At 39.6% G+C, this 17,668-nt stretch carries 17 protein-coding genes and 2 pseudogenes; 16 read left to right on the top strand and 3 right to left on the bottom strand.

Translation table 11 applies throughout. The annotated features are described in order from the left end of the window. Window positions 1-38 precede the first annotated feature (38 nt). The 5 genes from VCASEI_RS16485 (at window position 39) to VCASEI_RS16465 (ending at window position 4,702) form a co-directional block, all read left to right on the top strand. Window positions 39-1,004, top strand: coding sequence for a TRAP transporter substrate-binding protein (locus VCASEI_RS16485; protein WP_086958738.1), 966 nt, complete (start codon window positions 39-41; stop codon window positions 1,002-1,004). A 76-nt stretch (window positions 1,005-1,080) separates the two neighbouring features. After that, entirely contained in the window at window positions 1,081-1,878 is a 798-nt protein-coding gene (locus VCASEI_RS19900; RefSeq protein ID WP_089111138.1) for a mannitol dehydrogenase family protein, read from the top strand. Window positions 1,879-1,881: 3 nt separating this feature from the next. Beyond that, window positions 1,882-2,586, top strand: a complete 705-nt coding sequence (locus VCASEI_RS19895) for a mannitol dehydrogenase family protein (RefSeq protein WP_089111137.1) — start codon at window positions 1,882-1,884, stop codon at window positions 2,584-2,586. 21 nt (window positions 2,587-2,607) lie between these two features. Then, window positions 2,608-3,669, top strand: coding sequence for a mannonate dehydratase (uxuA, locus tag VCASEI_RS16470; protein ID WP_086958734.1), 1,062 nt, complete (start codon window positions 2,608-2,610; stop codon window positions 3,667-3,669). Window positions 3,670-3,910: 241 nt separating this feature from the next. After that, window positions 3,911-4,702 carry a PhzF family phenazine biosynthesis protein gene (locus VCASEI_RS16465; protein ID WP_086958732.1) on the top strand — a complete coding sequence of 264 codons (792 nt, stop codon included), beginning with the start codon at window positions 3,911-3,913 and terminating at the stop codon, window positions 4,700-4,702. Window positions 4,703-4,720: 18 nt separating this feature from the next. On the opposite strand, the gene VCASEI_RS16460 is transcribed toward VCASEI_RS16465, so the two are convergent. Then, complete coding sequence (locus VCASEI_RS16460) at window positions 4,721-5,245, bottom strand: YgjV family protein (RefSeq protein WP_086958730.1); 525 nt, start codon at window positions 5,243-5,245, stop codon at window positions 4,721-4,723. A gap of 412 nt (window positions 5,246-5,657) precedes the next feature. On the opposite strand from VCASEI_RS16460, the gene VCASEI_RS16455 reads away from it, so the two are divergent. Further along, a complete protein-coding gene (locus VCASEI_RS16455; RefSeq protein WP_086958728.1) occupies window positions 5,658-6,572 on the top strand; it encodes an aldo/keto reductase in 915 nt (304 codons plus the stop codon). A 218-nt stretch (window positions 6,573-6,790) separates the two neighbouring features. Here the strand turns inward: VCASEI_RS16455 and VCASEI_RS16450 are convergent, their stop codons facing one another. Beyond that, window positions 6,791-7,747, bottom strand: coding sequence for a LysR family transcriptional regulator (locus tag VCASEI_RS16450; protein WP_086958726.1), 957 nt, complete (start codon window positions 7,745-7,747; stop codon window positions 6,791-6,793). 115 nt (window positions 7,748-7,862) lie between these two features. Here VCASEI_RS16450 and VCASEI_RS16445 point away from each other — a divergent pair, with 115 nt between their 5' ends. The 10 genes and pseudogenes from VCASEI_RS16445 (at window position 7,863) to VCASEI_RS16400 (ending at window position 16,379) form a co-directional block, all read left to right on the top strand. Then, window positions 7,863-9,068: a multidrug effflux MFS transporter gene (locus VCASEI_RS16445; protein ID WP_086958724.1), complete on the top strand. Its 1,206-nt coding sequence runs from the start codon at window positions 7,863-7,865 to the stop codon at window positions 9,066-9,068. Window positions 9,069-9,335: 267 nt separating this feature from the next. Next, window positions 9,336-9,854: pseudogene (locus VCASEI_RS16440) on the top strand (NAD(P)-dependent oxidoreductase); the annotation flags it as partial. A gap of 64 nt (window positions 9,855-9,918) precedes the next feature. Beyond that, window positions 9,919-11,462, top strand: a protein-coding gene (locus VCASEI_RS16435; RefSeq protein WP_110957763.1) for an IS3 family transposase whose coding sequence is annotated in 2 segments (ribosomal slippage) — window positions 9,919-10,384 and window positions 10,384-11,462 — 1,545 coding nt in all. Because the reading frame shifts where the segments join, the coding sequence is not laid out codon by codon here. Between the two features lie 37 nt (window positions 11,463-11,499). Then, a pseudogene (locus tag VCASEI_RS16430) lies at window positions 11,500-11,976 on the top strand (NAD(P)-dependent oxidoreductase); the annotation flags it as partial. A 43-nt stretch (window positions 11,977-12,019) separates the two neighbouring features. Further along, window positions 12,020-12,289 carry a hypothetical protein gene (locus tag VCASEI_RS16425; protein ID WP_086958721.1) on the top strand — a complete coding sequence of 90 codons (270 nt, stop codon included), beginning with the start codon at window positions 12,020-12,022 and terminating at the stop codon, window positions 12,287-12,289. 24 nt (window positions 12,290-12,313) lie between these two features. Next, window positions 12,314-12,727 (top strand): GNAT family N-acetyltransferase, encoded by a 414-nt coding sequence (locus VCASEI_RS16420; RefSeq protein WP_086958719.1) that lies wholly within the window; start codon window positions 12,314-12,316, stop codon window positions 12,725-12,727. Between the two features lie 190 nt (window positions 12,728-12,917). Further along, window positions 12,918-13,475, top strand: coding sequence for a GNAT family N-acetyltransferase (locus VCASEI_RS16415; RefSeq protein WP_086958717.1), 558 nt, complete (start codon window positions 12,918-12,920; stop codon window positions 13,473-13,475). 76 nt (window positions 13,476-13,551) lie between these two features. Continuing rightward, entirely contained in the window at window positions 13,552-14,403 is an 852-nt protein-coding gene (locus VCASEI_RS16410; protein WP_086958715.1) for a sulfurtransferase, read from the top strand. A gap of 21 nt (window positions 14,404-14,424) precedes the next feature. Further along, a complete protein-coding gene (locus VCASEI_RS16405) occupies window positions 14,425-14,847 on the top strand; it encodes a GFA family protein (RefSeq protein ID WP_197709613.1) in 423 nt (140 codons plus the stop codon). Between the two features lie 113 nt (window positions 14,848-14,960). After that, window positions 14,961-16,379 (top strand): class II fumarate hydratase, encoded by a 1,419-nt coding sequence (locus VCASEI_RS16400; protein WP_086958710.1) that lies wholly within the window; start codon window positions 14,961-14,963, stop codon window positions 16,377-16,379. A gap of 162 nt (window positions 16,380-16,541) precedes the next feature. Here the strand turns inward: VCASEI_RS16400 and VCASEI_RS16395 are convergent, their stop codons facing one another. Next, entirely contained in the window at window positions 16,542-17,561 is a 1,020-nt protein-coding gene (locus tag VCASEI_RS16395; RefSeq protein WP_086958708.1) for an OmpA family protein, read from the bottom strand. Window positions 17,562-17,668 lie beyond the last annotated feature (107 nt).

Raw genomic sequence — 17,668 nt, 5'->3', positions numbered from 1 at the left:
GTATTTGTAGGTTACTAACAATAAAAAGGACGATTTACATGAAAAATATGAAAACGTTATTAGCTTCAGTCGTGCTGACCTCAGCAATGACATTTCAGGCACAAGCCGCCACATTAAAGCTAGCGCATGCTTTGCCAACTGAACACCCAGTGCACAAATCATTGGCTTGGTTTGCTGATGAAGTGAAAAAAGAAACTAAAATTCGTGTGAAAGTGTACCCGAATGGGACATTAGGAGATGAAACTAACCTTTTACAAATGGTGCAAAATGGCACGATTGCTTTTACGAAAGTAAGTGCGGCGCCACTTAGTACTTTTGCAGCAGACTACAACGTTCTATCTCTGCCTTATTTATTTAAAGATAAAGCCAGCTACGATAAAGTATTAGAAGGCCCAATTGGCGATAAAATTCTAGCATCCTCTGAAAAATCCGGTTTTATTGGTCTTGCATTTCTTGATGCCGGTGCACGTAGTTTTTACACTGATAAACCAATCAAAGAGCCGTCCGATCTAAAAGGGATGAAAATTCGCGTTCAAAACTCGCCAATTTCAATTGATACCATGAAAGCGCTAGGCGCAACAGCTGTGCCACTACCATATGGTGAGTTGTACTCAGCGCTTCAACAAGGCGTAGTTGATGGAGCGGAAAATAATATTCCGTCGTACTACTCTTCTCGTCATTATGAAGTGAAAAAATTCTTCTCGTACGATATGCACACTATGGTTCCAGATGTGTTAGTGGTTTCGACTGCAACTTGGAACCCATTAACGGATGAGCAAAAAGCAACCATTCGTAAAATTGCCAAAGAAACGGTTGAGCAACAAAAAACGAATTGGAAAGCTTACGTAGATAAATCATTAATTGATTTGAAAAAACAAAACGTAACTTTCACCGATAGTGATATCCCTGCGTTCCAAGAGGCGGTGAAACCTGTTTACGAAAAATTCAAAAAAGAAAACCCAGACTTAGCCGACTTGTTAGAAGAAATCCAACAAGCACAATAATAAATGAACAGAGGCATATACGACTTTCTGTATATGCCTCGATTTTTATTGGTATACCTTTTTTAAGAGCCTAGAAATGAATGTACTTTCGACACAAACCATTGATAAAGCAAACGCACAAATTAAGCCTAACACTCAAATTAATACCGCAGATGTGGGGATTGTTCACCTTGGTTTTGGTGCATTTCACCGTGCCCACCAAGCGTTAATTACTAATCGCGTGATGAAAGAGCATGGCGGTAATTGGAAGATTGTTGGCGTGAATAACTGGCGTGCAGCGGGAAAGTTTGGGTCAGAAACTGGTATCGAAAGTGAATTTGCTTCGCAAGATAATTTGTACACAGTAGCCGTAGGGCAAGATGATCGCGTTGAACTTGAAGTGATTGGCGCGATCCAAGAAGTGCTATTTAGTAATCAAGTTGAAAAAATACTCGGTTATATGACCAGTGAGAACGTAAAAGTGGTGTCTCTAACCATTACTGAAAAAGGTTATTGTCATCATCCATCCACTGGGCATCTTGATTTGAATAATCCGCTTATTCAACATGACTTACACAATATTAGTCAACCACACAGTGCGATTGGTTTTTTAGTGTCAGCTATTAAAACTCGTAAAGAAAACGGTATTGCACCGTTTACGCCATTAACGTGCGATAACTTGCCTGAAAATGGTCATGTACTAAAACGCGTGGTATTGGATTTTGCCGAGCAACTTGACCCTGAGTTGAGCCAATGGATTGATGCTAATATCCATTTCCCATGCAGCATGGTCGACCGTATTGTGCCGCAAACGACGACTGCTGATATTGATAAAATCACCACGCAACTAGGCGTTCAAGATAATTGCTGCGTGATCACAGAACCTTTCTTGTAATGGGTGATTGAAGATAAATTCAATAACGAACGTCCAGCGTGGGAGAGCACTTCTATCGCCAATATTATGTTGACCGATGATGTGATCCCATTTGAAAACATGAAACTGAGATTACTCAACGGAACCCATTCCTCGATTGCTTATTTAGGCTATCTATCCGGTTATCAAACGGTATCTGAAACCATGAGAGATCCGAATTTTAAGACTTTTATTCGTTATTTAATGGATAAAGAAATTAGTCCGTCAGTTAGTGTGGAAGGCATCGATCTTGAGGCTTATAAAGATCAGCTTATTGAGCGTTATCAAAATACCGCGCTGCAACATCGCACATGGCAAATCGCGATGGACGGCTCACAAAAACTGCCGCAACGATTTCTACAAACCATTTCTTATGGTTTAGAACATAACATTGATATTTCAGGGTTGGTGTTTGCAGTGGCCGCATGGATGAAATACGTCAGTGGTGTCGATGAGCAAGGCAATGCAATTGATGTAAAAGACCCATTAAGTGGGAAGTTTGCGCAGATTTGGCAACAACACAGTAAATCTGTTTCCGCTTTAGTGAAAGAATTTTTGGCATTAGACGCAATATTTTCAACGCAATTAGCCAACAACCGTGTATTTAAAGCGCAGTTAATAGATGCCTTAAATCGCCTTATTCAATATGGTGCAAAACACAGTGTTCAACAATTTATTCAAGCTGTGTAAATTCAGCAGAGGAAGATAACAATGAAGATGACCTTTCGATGGTACGGTGAAGGAAACGATAAGATCACTCTTGATCAGATCAAACAAATTCCGGGTGTAGAAGGGGTTGTTTGGTCATTGCATGATATGCCTGCAGGGGCATTATGGTCGCCTGAACGTATTGCTGAAGTTGAAAAACAAGCCAAAGAGTTTGGTTTTAATATTGATGTTGTTGAAAGTGTGAATGTGCATGAAGATATTAAATTGGGTTTAGATACTCGTGATCAATACATTGAAAACTACAAACAAACATTGCGTGTACTCGCTAAGTTTGGTGTAAAAGTGGTGTGTTACAACTTTATGCCAGTGTTTGATTGGACACGAACTAATTTGTATAAAAAGCTCCCAGACGGCTCGAACGCGCTGTTCTTTGAAAAAAGTAAAATCAATGAGATTGATCCGATTGAATTAATTGAAACCATTTCAAAAAATACCGATGTCACCATGCCGGGTTGGGAGCCTGAACGCCTTGCTAATTTAAAAAATACCTTTAAGCAATATGAAGGTTTTACTGCCGAGGATTTATGGAAGAACTTACAATACTTCCTTGAACAAATTATTCCTGTGGCGGAAGAGTGCAACATTAAAATGGCGATCCATCCAGACGATCCAGCCTTCCCAATCTTTGGCTTGCCACGCATTATCATTAATAAGGAAAATATTGGCCGTTTCTTAAAATTGGTCGATAGGCCGCATAATGGTTTAACCGTTTGTACCGGTTCACTCGGCTCCATTGATAACGATATTCCAGCAATTATTGATGCGTACCATGATCGTATTCACTTTATGCACATCCGTAATGTGAAACGTTTTGAAAATGGTGATTTTATTGAAAGCTCACACCGCGCTTGTGATGGCTCGGTGGATATTGTTCAAATCGTTAAATCACTGCATCAATACGATTACCAAGGCTATGTACGCCCCGATCACGGTCGTCATATTTGGGGTGAAGAAAAGTGGGCAAGACCGGGTTACGGCTTATACGACCGCGCCCTTGGCATTATGTACATCAATGGTTTATGGGATTTGCTGAATCATAAATAGCTAAACTTTATGTGTTTATTGTTTGTCCCAAAGTGAGTGCTTTGACTTAAAAGGTTATGTCGTTTGGCATAGCCTTTTTGTTTTACTTCTGTTAACTCTATTATGTATCTATTTTGTCAGTACATAATTAGTTCTGGTGAATTAAGTTAATTATAATTGGCTGAGTAAAATATGGGATCGTGTTTGTTTTTCCATCACGGAATTATCATTACATAACTATAAAGTAAAAGGAGTTCAGCTTGTGGAATTAGATATATTTGTTGTTGATGCTTTTACCGAGCATCAGTTTGAAGGTAACTCTGCTGCGGTTATACCATTAGATGATTGGTTAGAACCGGCATTAATGCAGAGTATTGCCATGGAAAACAACCTTTCAGAAACTGCTTTTATTAAAGAATTCACACCCAATAAATATGAGATTCGTTGGTTTTCGCCTTTAACTGAAATCGATTTTTGTGGTCATGCGACATTAGCAGCATCTTTCGTCATATTTAATGTTCTGAATAATGATGGTGAGATCGAATTCTTCACCTTAGAAGTGGGTTCACTATTCGTGAATCAGCTTAATGATGGGAGAATTGAAATGAGTTTTCCTAACCAGCGGCCCGAAGTGATTGAAAATATTCCGCCATCGCTATTAAAGGGGTTGTCGTATAAGCCAGTACAAGTGTTAAAAAATCGACAAGCCTATTTTGCTGTCATGTCGTCAGAAGATGAAGTTAAAGCCATCACATACCAATCAGAGCATCTTAAATTATTAGCACCATTTGATGTCGTTGTGACTGCAGAATCTGAGCAATATGATTTCATCTCTCGGTACTTTTGGCCCGCAAATGGCGGAGATGAAGATCCAGTGACTGGCTCAATTCATGCAGGGCTTGCTCCATATTGGGCTGAGTTATTATCTAAATCTAACTTAGTTGCATATCAAGCTTCAAAGCGAGGTGGGATTTTATTTTGTAATATCGATAATGAGCGCGTTCTTGTTTCTGGTTTTGGTTCGCTTTACATGAAAGGCACAATTTATGTTTAGCGATCATATGTGATTTACTCACTCAGCCTTTAAACCAACTTTTTGATTATTACGATAAAGGCGCATTATGGTGAATAAATTCACGGTTAGTAAGGTCGCTTCTAGTAATGAGCCGCCAATTGATCCCACAATAATATTATTTGCCAGCCAGCATATTGCCCCAATAATAAAGGCGATCCTCATTTGAATTCCTTTTAATAGGAAAACAGCAATCGTTCCCAATACAGAGCCTAGAATGGGTAATAGATCCAAAGGCCCATCTGCAATCCATAAGCCAAGCGCAATACTTACGATAACAAAGGCAGCAGCGACTAACTTTGAAGAGGTCTTAATTGCCGTTGCGGTACGCAGAAAAGAAAGCAGGGTGCTGATGGCGGAAATATCCGATCCTAATAGATAAAAGTGCAGTACATTGTTGAACTGGAAAATCAGCATAACAAGTTTCAGCTTACGGTCATCTTTTTGATAAAAAGTTGAAATACCAAGTGCAAAGCTAAGAAAACCAAGCCACTGAGAAAACGGTAAATCAATTAAATACTGCATGTATGACCCTTAAAGTGAAATATTAGAAAATAACGACCTACAGTAATTACTTTGGATATAAATGTTTAAATAAAAATGATATATCGAGCCAAAGTTGTTATACCAATTAGACTAACATGTTGAAGGCTATTTTAGCAATGAATCGAAATGGTATTTCATTAAAGTGTTATGAGTTTACACTGTTATCACGATTGTTTTGATATGCTCGTTGGGAACACGGTATACATATTGGCTTTCATGGGTTTCACCACACTGCAAAATAAAGTCATATCGAGCCATTTTTAGTGAGCCTCTTTTTTGCAATGTAATCTTTCGGGGTTTATTGATTGTGCCAAGCCAGAAAACTCCCTAGGATTAACGTAATCGATTTTCAATATTCATTATGGAGTCAGTCTTTGGACTGAAATGAAATATGACGACAATTAAAAAAGTACAAATTGCACCGCAAGGGCCTGAATTTTCGGAATTGGTTCAAGGTTACTGGCGTTTAGGTGATTGGGGAATGAGCCGACAAGAGCGACTCACCTTTTTAAAGCAGCATGTTGAACTGGGTGTTACAACCGTAGATCATGCAGATATTTACGGATATTACGAATGTGAACAGCTGTTTGGTGAAGGCTTAGCGATTGATAAGAGCATGCGAGATCAAATTGAGATCGTGAGTAAATGCGATATAAAATTGTGCGGTGATAAAAACCCAGATTGGAAAGTTAATCATTACAACACTAGTAAATCTCACATTGTTGAATCGGTTAATAATTCGCTTAAACGTTTGCAAATAGAAGATTTGGATGTGCTTTTAATCCATCGCCCAGATGCATTGATGGATGCTGATGAAGTAGCAGAAGCATTCTCAGAGTTAAAACAAGCGGGTAAAGTGAAACACTTTGGTGTGTCTAATTTTTCTCCTCGTCAGTTTGAATTATTGCAATCTCGTCTAGATGCGCCATTAGTCACTAATCAAGTTGAAATTAATCCACTAAATTTTGAAGTATCACATGATGGCACGTTAGATCTGCTGCAGCAATTACGTGTGAAACCAATGGCGTGGTCTTGCCTTGCTGGTGGTGATATTTTTAATGGCTTAGAAGATCAGCATGTTCGCGTTCGTGATGAATTAGAAGCCATTGCCAAAGAAGTGGGCGCACAAAGTATTGATCAAGTCATTTATGCTTGGGTGCGTCGTTTGCCATCAAAACCTTTACCGATCATAGGTTCAGGCAAGATTGAACGTGTAAAAGCGGCAATCGATGCATTGAGTATTGAACTGACCCGTGAGCAATGGTTCCGAGTTTGGTGTGCATCTAAAGGCCACGGCGTGCCATAAATCAGCCTACGTTTTGAAGCTTCAGTATTGTATCCAAAAGAGCTATGCCGATAGATTGGCATAGCTCTTTTTGTATTAAGATAGGCTGAGATTCACGAGTGTTAGTTAATTGCACTTAATACTTGAATTCAGGAATTCTTAGGTCTAATGGTAGAGTGAAATTGATTGGCAGCGCTGTGACGACCATCGAAGGTAAATACACGTATAATAATATTCGTTTAAGTGATGGCTTTTTTTACACTCAGACTTATAGTTTCTCTCATCCATTGATGGCCTTTGTCTTGATTATTACGTTCGTGCCATAGCAAGACATACGCCATTGGCAAAAATTCAAAAGGCAAAATGAGCTGAGTTAAAGGGTAAAGTTTGAGGGCATGACTGGCAAAACTTGATGGCAAGGTGAAAATCAAATCGGTATGCGCACATACGCTCGCCGCGCCATAAAAATCGGGGACGGTTGCACTGATATTACGATGATGCCCACGATCCGCTAAATGATAATCGAGTGCCCACCATTCTTTTCCTTCGCATCGAACTTGCACGTGCGCCATACTTAAATAACGTTCTAGTGTCCAATCTTTTTGTTTCACCGCTTGCAAAATAGGGTGATCGTTTCGCACTAAACACACTTGCTTATCTTCGTACAAAGTATGCTGAACTAATCCTTCTGGTGGCTTGTTATTATCTAAACCCGTTTGGGGATGTAAATCTCGCCCTGCAATGCCAAAGTCAATTTGCCCTTGTTGAAGATCGTGAAAAGATTGCCCCGTCCATAAGTAAGAATCGAGCTTAATACTGGGAGCTTGTTGTAAAAGCGAACCAATAAAAGAAGGGATCAAGGTTTCGTAAGCACTTTCTACCATTGAAAAGGTAAATTTTCGGCTGCTGGTCGCAGGGTCAAAAATGGGCGGTAAAGTTAATTGATATAAATCTTGCAGTGCATTTGGCAGTAGTTTTGATAACGCCATTGCATGTGCTGTAGGCTTTAGACCATGAGAGGTTCGCTGAAACAGCGGGTCATCAAGTGTTTCACGTAAGCGATTTAAGCTCTTACTTAATGCTGATTGGCTTAGATTTAAGCGATAAGCTGCACGCGTGACGCTTTGTTCTTCGAGTAAAACTTGTAAGATCACAAGCAAATTGAGATCGATACGAGCCAGTTTATCTAAATTCACCTGATATTCCTTATTGGAAATTGATTTCCGAAATTATACCATTTCTGTTCATATCATCTAAGCATTAAAATATCGCACTTGATTTTTTTTTTTTTATTCCCACTTTGAGAATTATATGCAACGTAATTTGTTATTTATTTTGATGTCGATGGTGCTGCTTAGCCCATTGGCAATTGATATTTATTTACCGTCTTTACCTACCATGGCGCAAGATTTCTCGGTTTCTAATAGCCAAGTGCAATCTACTTTGATTTTGTTCTTATTTGCGATGGGATTAGGACAAGTCATTATTGGGCCATTGGCGGATCGATTTGGCCGTCGCCCGGTTGCTTTGTTTGGTCTGGTTTTGTATATCCTAAGCAGTTTATTGGCGGTGGTATCAAAAGAGTTTGAATTATTACAAGTGGCGCGAGTGCTACAAGGTTTAGCGGCGTGTTCAACCTCTATTGTGGTCTTTAGCGCGGTGCGTGATTGTTACTCGGTTAAAGATGGCGCAAAAATTTATAGCTATTTGAATGGTGTGATCTGTGTGGTTCCCGCTTTGGCTCCAACCTTAGGCGGCGTATTAGCATTGTATTTTGGTTGGCGTTCAACCTTTGCCTTTATGATGCTGTACGGCTTGATCATGCTGGTTATTGTATTGTGGAAATTTCCTGAAACACGTCCGGTTAATACGGTAAGTGAAGGGGCGTTATATCGTTGGGCTCGATATAAACCGGTATTAACAGAACGCCATTTCTTATTTTATGCGGTTTGTTGTATGACCGGTATGGGCGCGATTTTAACGTATGTTTCTTATGCGCCAGTATGGTTAATTGGTCAATTAGGTGTGTCTGAATTGGTTTTTAGTGGTTTGTTTGGGATTAACGCCATTATCAATATTGCCGCATGTTTTGGCGCACCTTGGGTGATCAAAAAGTTAGGTAATCGCCCAACCGTTATTCTTGCGTTATCGTTACTAGTTGGATCAGCAGCAATGCAATTTTTAGCCCAAGAAATCGGCTCTCAAATGGGAATGGCCGCCGCAGTCGGCTTTATGCTGCCAATGGCATTACTTTGTATCGGTTTTGCTTTATTGCTTGGCCCTGCGACCAGTATGGCGCTTTCTGCATTTGGTGAACGAGCAGGCACCGCGGCAGCAATGCTTGGATTTATTCAGATGAGTGGCGCTTCGTTACTTGCCGGTTTAATTCAGCAAACCTCATTGACTGCGCCATTTGCTGTGATCACTGTCATGGGTGGGGGGGCAATCATTTTGCTTTCTATAATGTCGATGAAAAGAATGAACGCGTGGCATGTCGAAAGATTGGCTCAGGATTGATGTGTCACGCGTCTTTATTTAGATCTATCTAAATTCTACATATTGCCGTCACTTGGGTATAGATAGAGATTTAAAATAAACAATAAGCCAGCGATTGCTGGCTTATTGTATTTTTATCGCCTGACTTTAAAGGAGTCTCATAAAAGTTTTTGGCGTAAAATGCACCATATAAGTAAGAAAAAGTGATTTACGTCAATAATTACTTGAAGCACATTAATTACTGAGGGTAATGTGTCGTATTGCTATTTTTAAAGTAAAGGGTCACAAATGAAAATTTCGATGTTCAGCACTAAGTCTTATGACGAAGCGTCATTTATTCAAGCAAATGAACGGTATGGATTTGATTGTCATTTCTATAATTTTCAACTTGATCTCAAAACCGCGCCAATAGCGAGCGATTCACAAGTCATATGCGCTTTTGTAAACGATGAATTAGGCCGCCCTGTGTTAGAAAAATTGGCTGGTCAAGGTACTAAGTTAATTGCGATGCGCTGCGCTGGCTTTGACCGCGTTGATTTGGAGGCGGCAAAAGAGCTAGGTATCCAAGTGGTAAGAGTGCCAGCCTATTCACCGGAAGCGATTGCAGAACATGCTGTAGGTTTGATGATGTGTTTAAACCGTCGTTTTCATAAAGCTTACCAAAGAACGCGTGATGCAAACTTTTCACTTGAAGGTCTAACGGGATTTAACTTTTACGGTAAGACCGTAGGGGTCATTGGTTCTGGAAAAATTGGCTTAGCCACGATGAGAATTCTAAAAGGATTGGGCATGAATATTTTATGTTACCCTCTCTGTCAGACTAGTTGTCGCGCTTAATATTCAACCATTAAACAGAGGGCGTGGAGTAACAATGAAACATTATTCAGCGCAAAGCAAAGAGTCGGCTCTTCAGAAGATGATGCCTCCAAATAATATAGCAATAGCCCAATTATCAATCGAGATGGGGATTGGTGAATCAACCTTGTATAATTGGCGAAAACAAGCAATTGATAAGGGGCATTTAGTGCCAGGTGATGGAAAGAATGCTGAGCAGTGGTCATCAGCAAATAAATTCTCAGTCGTGTTGGAAACAGCCTCTTTAAATCAAGCTGAGTTAGCGGAATATTGCCGAGGCAAAGGTCTTTATGTGGAACAAGTATCGGCTTGGCGAAATGCGTGTATAGATGCAAACGCTAACGTTAAAGAGCAAGAAAAAGCCTTCTCCACCGAAACAAAGAAAGATAAAAAACAGATCAATCAATTAGAAAAGGAGCTACGTCGAAAAGATAAGGCACTCGCTGAAACCGCAGCACTATTGGTGTTAAGAAAAAAAGCAAATGCGATCTGGGGGGAAGCCGAGGACGAATGATCCTCGACTCAGCTCGCATTCAAGCAGTTAAACTAGTTAATGAAGCTGTGAGTTCTGGTGCGCCAAAGTTTAAAGCTTGCCGTGAACTTGGGATCAGTGTCCGGACGTATCAACGTTGGACTGTTGACGGGAACATAAAAACAGATGGTAGACCAATATCTCAGCGCCCTGAGCCAAAAAATAAGCTATCAAAAGCAGAGAGAGATAACATATTAGCCATCGTTAATAGCGATGATTTTAAGAGCTTACCACCAAGCCAAATCGTCCCTACATTAGCAGATGAGGGTATTTATCTTGCTTCTGAATCAACATATTATCGTGTTCTTCATGAAGAAAAACAGCAAAACGCTCGCGGACGTAGTCAGATAAAAGAGAGAAAAGTACCGACGACACACTGTGCTACAGGGCCAAACCAAGTGTGGTGTTGGGATATTACTTGGTTACCAGGCCCCGCTAAAGGGCTGCATTTTTATTTATATTTGATACTCGATATATTTAGTCGAAAGATTGTTGGATGGGAAATTCATGATGACGAATCAGCAGAAAATGCATCAATATTAATTAAGAAAGCTCATTTAAAAGAAGGAGTTAAAGATAATCCTCTGGTACTGCATTCGGATAATGGAAGCCCAATGAAAGGCTCATCAATGCTTGAAACACTTTATAGTTTAGGTGTCGTGTCGTCTTTTAATCGTCCTAGGGTGAGCAATGATAATGCTTATGCTGAGTCGATATTTAAAACGTGTAAATATCGCCCTGACTATCCGTATAAAGGGTTTTCAACAATTGATGAGGCGCGTAGTTGGGTGTTGAAATTTAGCCACTGGTATAATTTTAACCACAAACATAGTGGCATCAAATACGTCAGCCCACATCAAAGGCATTCAGGATTAGCGGGTGACATATTGGCTAATAGAAAAGAAGTTTATCAAGGTGCTAAAGATGCTCACCCTGAGCGCTGGAGCGGTAATATCCGTAATTGGGATTTACCAAAAGAAGTGTACTTAAACCCTGAACAAAATAGTGTCAAGGCTGAGAGTGCATAACGTAGTGATCGCGACAACTAGTTTGACAAACACCGGTTATGACCCATACCCAAGTGATACAGCGGTTGATATTGGAGCAAAATACGTGGAGCTGGATGAGATATACCAACAAGCGGACGTGATTACATTGCATTGCCCATTAACTGAAAATAATCGCCGATTATTAAATGCAGAATCTTTCAGCAAAATGAAAGACGGCGTAATGATTATTAACACTAGTCGTGGCGGGTTATTGGACTCACAGCAAGCGATTGAAGCATTGAAATCAGGAAAAATTGGCGCTCTTGGTTTGGATGTTTACGATAATGAAAAGGAATTATTTTTCCAAGATAAATCGAATGACATTATTACCGATGATATTTTCCGCCGGTTATCTGCATGCCACAATGTCCTTTTTACAGGACATCAAGCCTTCTTAACTCAAGAAGCTCTTGCTAATATTGCTGAAACAACATTGCATAATATTGATGCTTTTTCTAAGAACAAAGTCTCTGGCAATGAGTTAATAGGCTGAAACTTCGGCTAATCAATAATGTGTTAATCTTTTGGTGGACGAAATGGCGGCAACCAATATAGAGCAAAGCTGGTATTGTAAAAACTTGGGGGATGCATTGTTTGCTGAGCAGGAAGTTTATCGAATAAAAGCACTGTGTTTGAAAAATTCAAATAACACAGCAATCACGCTTTATTATCGGCATGAATCGGCTGGGCAATTACATTGTGATGTTATTTTGTATATTCCTCCTAAGCATCATGATTTCGCTTTATTGATTGAAGCCACTTTGTGTGAAAAGCCAGATGACTACGGTCTGGCTTTATTTGTATAAATGTTCCATAGAAGGAGTGAGCCTATGTCTATTGAATATAAATTAAATTACCCGATCAGCGCTCAACAATTCATTAGATTATTAAAGCAAACGACGCTTGGTGAACGTCGTCCAACAGATAACATGGAAACGATTCAAGGTATGATTGATAACAGTAACTTGATGGTAACAGCTTGGATTGAAGATGAGCTGATTGGGATTGCTCGTTCGGTGACGGATTTTCATTATTGTTGTTATCTTTCTGATTTAGCCGTTTCAGAAAATGTACAAACAAGTGGTGTTGGTAAGCAACTTATCATTGAAACCTTTAAGCAATTAAAAGAGGGGTGTAAATTGAATTTGTTATCTGCGCCTCAAGCGGTTGATTATTATCCACACATTGGATTGGAGAAACACAATAGCGCATGGATTTTAAGCGATCTTAATCAATTAAAATAAAAATATAACTCTTCGAAATTGTTGGCTTTAGAGCGAATTTAACGCTGTTCAGATCTTAAAGTTGTATGAAAAATATGCGGTTTATATACGAGTCTTATTTTGTTATAATATCGTTTCCTCCGCGTTGTCGCGGAATCCATTCCAATCAGTTAAGGATGACGGAACACAGATATTAGGTGTATCCAGATCTATGAATCAGTTTTCTAAAAATTTCCAAAAAAATAAACCTTCTCAAGTTGAAAGTATTGATCTCCAAATTACCGAAATCCCCGATGAAGTGTGGCCTCAGATAGAGAAAATTCAAGAGGTGGCTTATCGTGATGGCCTAGCGGAAGACATTGATATTTTAAAAATTAAATCAGATGTTTCTCCTGAAACGTGCTTTGTCTACATGAATGAAGAAGATCAAGTACTTGGGTACGTTCTTGCACATCCCTGGGAAAGCGATGTACCACCTTGTATCAATCAAGATATTTCCGAACGTGATGAAGTGGTTTCGATGGAAGATGCATCCACTTTGTACATTCATGATTTGGCCATTAATCCTGATGCTCGTGGTGCTGGAATCGCTCAAGCGCTGGTGGAAAATGTTATCACTCACGCTGAAGATTCAAGGATTGATAAAATTTCTTTAGTCGCTGTACAAGGTATGGCTAGCTTTTGGGCTAAATATGGTTTTAAATCAGTAAGGTCAGATAGTACCGATAGCTACGGCGATGATGCTCAATTTATGGTAAATCAACTGTAACAATCATTTCGTTATGATGATTTATTGATAAGGTTTATGGGCATTACCTAACTTACAACAAGAGAGGATAAATGTCATGAACTCTACTTATCCAATGATTTCTCCCACTTGGTTGTTCGATCACTTTTCGGATGAAAATCTGATTTTGCTGGATGCAACGACCACTCATGCTGTTGTGGGAGAGCAACTTGAATCTCCTAGAGCTTACCTTCCAAACTCACAAGCGTTTGATATTGAAAATGTATTTGTTGATCTTGAGAACCCTCTACCTAATACCATCCCAAGTGCTGATAAATTCACACAAGAAGTAAAACAACTTGGTATCCATACGGAAAGTACCGTGGTCCTGTATGATGCAAGAGGCTTATATTCAGCGCCTCGCGCATGGTGGATATTTAAATCAATGGGATTTGAACAAGTGTATGTGCTTGATGGGGGAATATCACGTTGGCAAGCTTTGGGTTACCCATTAGTTGATAAGTTATTGGCGCCTGAACAAAAAGCATTAGGTAATTTCAAAGCGACCTTCCATCAAGAAATGGTTTATTGTGCAGAAGCTGTCTTAAATGCCATTGATGATTCTGATAAGCAAATTATTGATGTGCGTTCGAATGAGCGATTTATGGGTGTCGTGAAAGAGCCACGCGAAGGCATGCGAGCGGGGCATATTCCTACTTCAATAAATTTACCGTTTGGGTTAATACTAGATGGACATCGTTACAAAAGCGTTGAAGAGTTAAAAGTTATTTTTGCAGATCACCAACTCGATTATGATAAAAAACAAATTTTTTCATGTGGGTCTGGTTTGACGGCGTGCATTGTGCTTCTAGCTGCTTATATTTCCGGTTTTCCTAATTTGGCGGTGTATGATGGTTCTTGGGCGGAATGGGGAGCAAATTCCAACCTTCCAATTGAATCTAACTCATAAAAAGGACGAACAATGATTGAAATGAACTACCCAGTGTTCGGTGAATGCCAGTGTGGAAAAATTAAGTTTTCTTTAAAAGCTGCACCTAAAATGGTGATTGCGTGTCATTGTAAGGAATGTCAGAAATTATCTACCAGTGCTTTTAGTATTACGGCTATTGTCCAGCAAGATGATATTGATATTGATATTGATATTGAGGGAGAATTACACGAAACCTCCAGAATTGCCGATAGTGGAAATACCAATATTGGAAAATTTTGTTCAGGCTGTGGTAATCGAATTTATCAATTAAATCCAGCAGAACCTACAGTGATTAAATTTAAAGCGATTAGTAGCCTTAGTGATACAAAAATGGTGGTACCTACGACACATGTTTGGACCAGTGAAAAGCAATCTTGGGTAACGATCCCTGAGGGTGTACAGCAATTTGAGAAGCAAAGATAAATGATATATTTTGGTTTTTGATAATAGAAGCCAATTAGAGCGATAACTTGCATATATCCTCATTACGTTCGACACTGAAGCCATCCTATTCCGACATTAAAAGGAACGATATGATGGCTTCTTCTCATTCTTCAACATCGACTACCTTCCGAATTGAAAAAGATAGCATGGGTGAGGTCAAGGTCCCTCAAAATGCTCTTTATCAAGCTCAAACTCAACGTGCTATTGATAACTTCTCAATTAGTGGTATTGAAATGCCACAAGAGTTTATTCATGCCATAGTGCTGATTAAATTGGCTGCGGCTAAAGCCAATTTTCAATTGGGTTTATTGGATCAAGTGTTATTTAACGCGATTGAAAAGAGCTGCATTGAATTACTTGATGGCCAGTATGCCGATCAATTTCCAATTGATGTTTTTCAAACTGGATCAGGGACGAGTACTAATATGAATGTTAATGAAGTTATTGCTTCGTTATCCAATAAAAAGTTAAAAACTAATAAAGGGAGCGTAAAAGTAAGTCCTAATGATCATGTGAATATGGGGCAAAGCAGTAATGATGTTATTCCAACGGCAATCCAACTGAGTGCTTTATTGGCGGTTCGGCATCGGTTGTTACCTGAAATGGGAAGCCTGAGTGTTGCTTTGGCAGGTAAAGCAAATGAATTATCACATATTGTCAAAACAGGCCGCACTCATTTAATGGATGCCATGCCCATTACCATGAAGCAAGAGTTGATGGGATGGAAAACACAAATAGATAAAGCAATGCTCAGAATTGAAAGTGTATTGATTGATTTTGAACAATTGGCACAAGGTGGTACGGCAGTTGGTACAGGAATTAATGCGCATAAGGATTTTCCCTGTGAGTTTTGTAAAGCATTGAGTGTTTTGACGGGGCAAGGTTTAAAGCCGAGCGAAAACTATTTTTATAATTTGAGTAATCAGGATTCCAGTGTCGCTTTATCGGGTGAGCTTAAAACGTATTCTGTTGCATTAATGAAAATAGCTAATGACTTGAGATGGATGAATTCTGGCCCATTAGCGGGAATTGGTGAAATTGAACTTGTCGCTTTGCAACCAGGTTCGTCGATTATGCCAGGGAAAGTGAATCCAGTGATACCTGAAGCGGTAGCGATGGCCGCTGCGCAAGTGATGGGGAATGATACCACTATTACAGTAGCAGGGCAGTCGGGAAACTTTCAGTTAAATGTTATGTTGCCAGTAGTCGCGCACAACTTATTACAAAGTATTATACTTCTTACTACGAGTTCGAAAGCGCTCGCAGAGAAGGCGATTGTAGGTTTTACCGTACGAGAAGAAACTTTGCAGGTAGCGTTAGCAAAAAATCCTATTTTAGTCACCGCGCTTAATCCGCTCATTGGTTATGAAAAAGCAGCAAAGGTTGCTAAAAAAGCGTATCAAGAAGGTCGTGCTATCATTGATGTGGCGTTTGAAGAAACAGACTTACCACTGGAAGAGTTAGAGCGCTTATTGGATCCTCTTCATCTGACGAAAGGAGGAATTTCGTAAAAATATCCACTGTAAATTCACTCCATAACACTTTCTAATATTAAACCCTAAAACGGGACAACAAAGTATAAAAAAGAAGCCACTCAATAGTGGCTTCTTCCATATTAAACTATATTGCTTAATCAATGTTCAGTTAACCAAGAATTTGGCTTGTGCTGTTGATTATTTGCTGTAGAAAACTTCAATACGACGGTTTTTCTCGCGACCTTCAGCCGTTTTGTTGTCAGCGATTGGATTTTCTTCTCCACGACCTTCAACATTAATACGAGAGTTTTCAACACCTTCAGACTCTAAGTAATCTGCGGCTGCTTTCGCGCGTTTTTCAGACAGTTTTTGGTTATATGCAGCAGCACCTGTTGAATCAGTGTAACCGATCACATCAACGTTAACTTCAGGGTTTTGCTCAAGGTAGGTTGCAACTGGAGTTAAAGATTCTTTTGCGCTGCCAGTTAGAGCTGTAGAATCGTGTTCAAATGCACCTGTTGACAGCGTGGCGGCTGGTAGAGGTAGTGGCGCTGGTTCTGGCTCTACAACTGGCTCAGGTTCTGCAGCCACAATTGGTGCTGCAACAACAGCGGCAGCCGCTGCGGCATTTTTGTCTTCGCCGAAGTAGTAAGATAAACCAACTGATACATAGTTAATATCACTTTGGCCAGTACCTTTTTCACCTACGTCATCAAACCATTGGTACTCAGTACGAACACGCCAGTTATGACTTAATTGATATTCAAGACCGGCACCAGCCATCAATGAAGTGTTATCTGATTTTACAGTATTTGAACCGTTATAGCGTTGGCTATGAACGTCATTGTATGTACCACCAATTTTACCGAATAAGTTCCATGCACTTCCTAGGTTCCAATCAAGTTTTAAACCTAATTCGCCGTTGTCGACTTTGGTTCTATCTGTTACTTGATTCCCTACATAAGACTTAGAGTTACCAAGGTAGTTATAACCGCCTTCTAAAGATATCCATGAATTGAATTGATAACCGCCATAAACACTACCGCCCCAGGCATCATCATCACAATCGCCAGTTTCGCAGAAATCAAAATTAGCCCAACCCGTTTTCGCACCTAAGTAAAATTCGCCTGCATTTTCAGCAGCAGCATTTGCTTGACTAGAAAGTAGTAAAGAAAGGGAAATTATCGAAGCAAGTAAAGAAACCTGTTTATTTTTCATATCAGCACCAATTAAATTAATTTGTCCATAAACGATCCAATTTGTGTGAATTATGTCAATTGGGTCATGGTAATGTCAGCTATTTTACTGAAAACTATAAAGTTATC

It is taken from the genome of Vibrio casei, from assembly GCF_002218025.2.
GTDB lineage: Bacteria > Pseudomonadota > Gammaproteobacteria > Enterobacterales > Vibrionaceae > Vibrio > Vibrio casei.
This window is presented reverse-complemented; position numbering and strand designations above follow the sequence as displayed.

Bases quoted from the DNA above. Each gene is read 5' to 3' on its own strand.
- VCASEI_RS16485 (WP_086958738.1), top strand. From the start codon at position 39: ATGAAAAATATGAAAACGTTATTAGCTTCAGTCGTGCTGACCTCAGCA.
- VCASEI_RS19900 (WP_089111138.1), top strand. From the start codon at position 1,081: ATGAATGTACTTTCGACACAAACCATTGATAAAGCAAACGCACAAATT.
- uxuA (WP_086958734.1), top strand. From the start codon at position 2,608: ATGAAGATGACCTTTCGATGGTACGGTGAAGGAAACGATAAGATCACT.
- VCASEI_RS16460 (WP_086958730.1), bottom strand. From the start codon at position 5,245: ATGCAGTATTTAATTGATTTACCGTTTTCTCAGTGGCTTGGTTTTCTT.
- VCASEI_RS16455 (WP_086958728.1), top strand. From the start codon at position 5,658: ATGACGACAATTAAAAAAGTACAAATTGCACCGCAAGGGCCTGAATTT.
- VCASEI_RS16445 (WP_086958724.1), top strand. From the start codon at position 7,863: ATGCAACGTAATTTGTTATTTATTTTGATGTCGATGGTGCTGCTTAGC.
- VCASEI_RS16425 (WP_086958721.1), top strand. From the start codon at position 12,020: ATGGCGGCAACCAATATAGAGCAAAGCTGGTATTGTAAAAACTTGGGG.
- VCASEI_RS16420 (WP_086958719.1), top strand. From the start codon at position 12,314: ATGTCTATTGAATATAAATTAAATTACCCGATCAGCGCTCAACAATTC.
- VCASEI_RS16415 (WP_086958717.1), top strand. From the start codon at position 12,918: ATGAATCAGTTTTCTAAAAATTTCCAAAAAAATAAACCTTCTCAAGTT.
- VCASEI_RS16410 (WP_086958715.1), top strand. From the start codon at position 13,552: ATGAACTCTACTTATCCAATGATTTCTCCCACTTGGTTGTTCGATCAC.
- VCASEI_RS16405 (WP_197709613.1), top strand. From the start codon at position 14,425: ATGAACTACCCAGTGTTCGGTGAATGCCAGTGTGGAAAAATTAAGTTT.
- VCASEI_RS16400 (WP_086958710.1), top strand. From the start codon at position 14,961: ATGGCTTCTTCTCATTCTTCAACATCGACTACCTTCCGAATTGAAAAA.
- VCASEI_RS16395 (WP_086958708.1), bottom strand. From the start codon at position 17,561: ATGAAAAATAAACAGGTTTCTTTACTTGCTTCGATAATTTCCCTTTCT.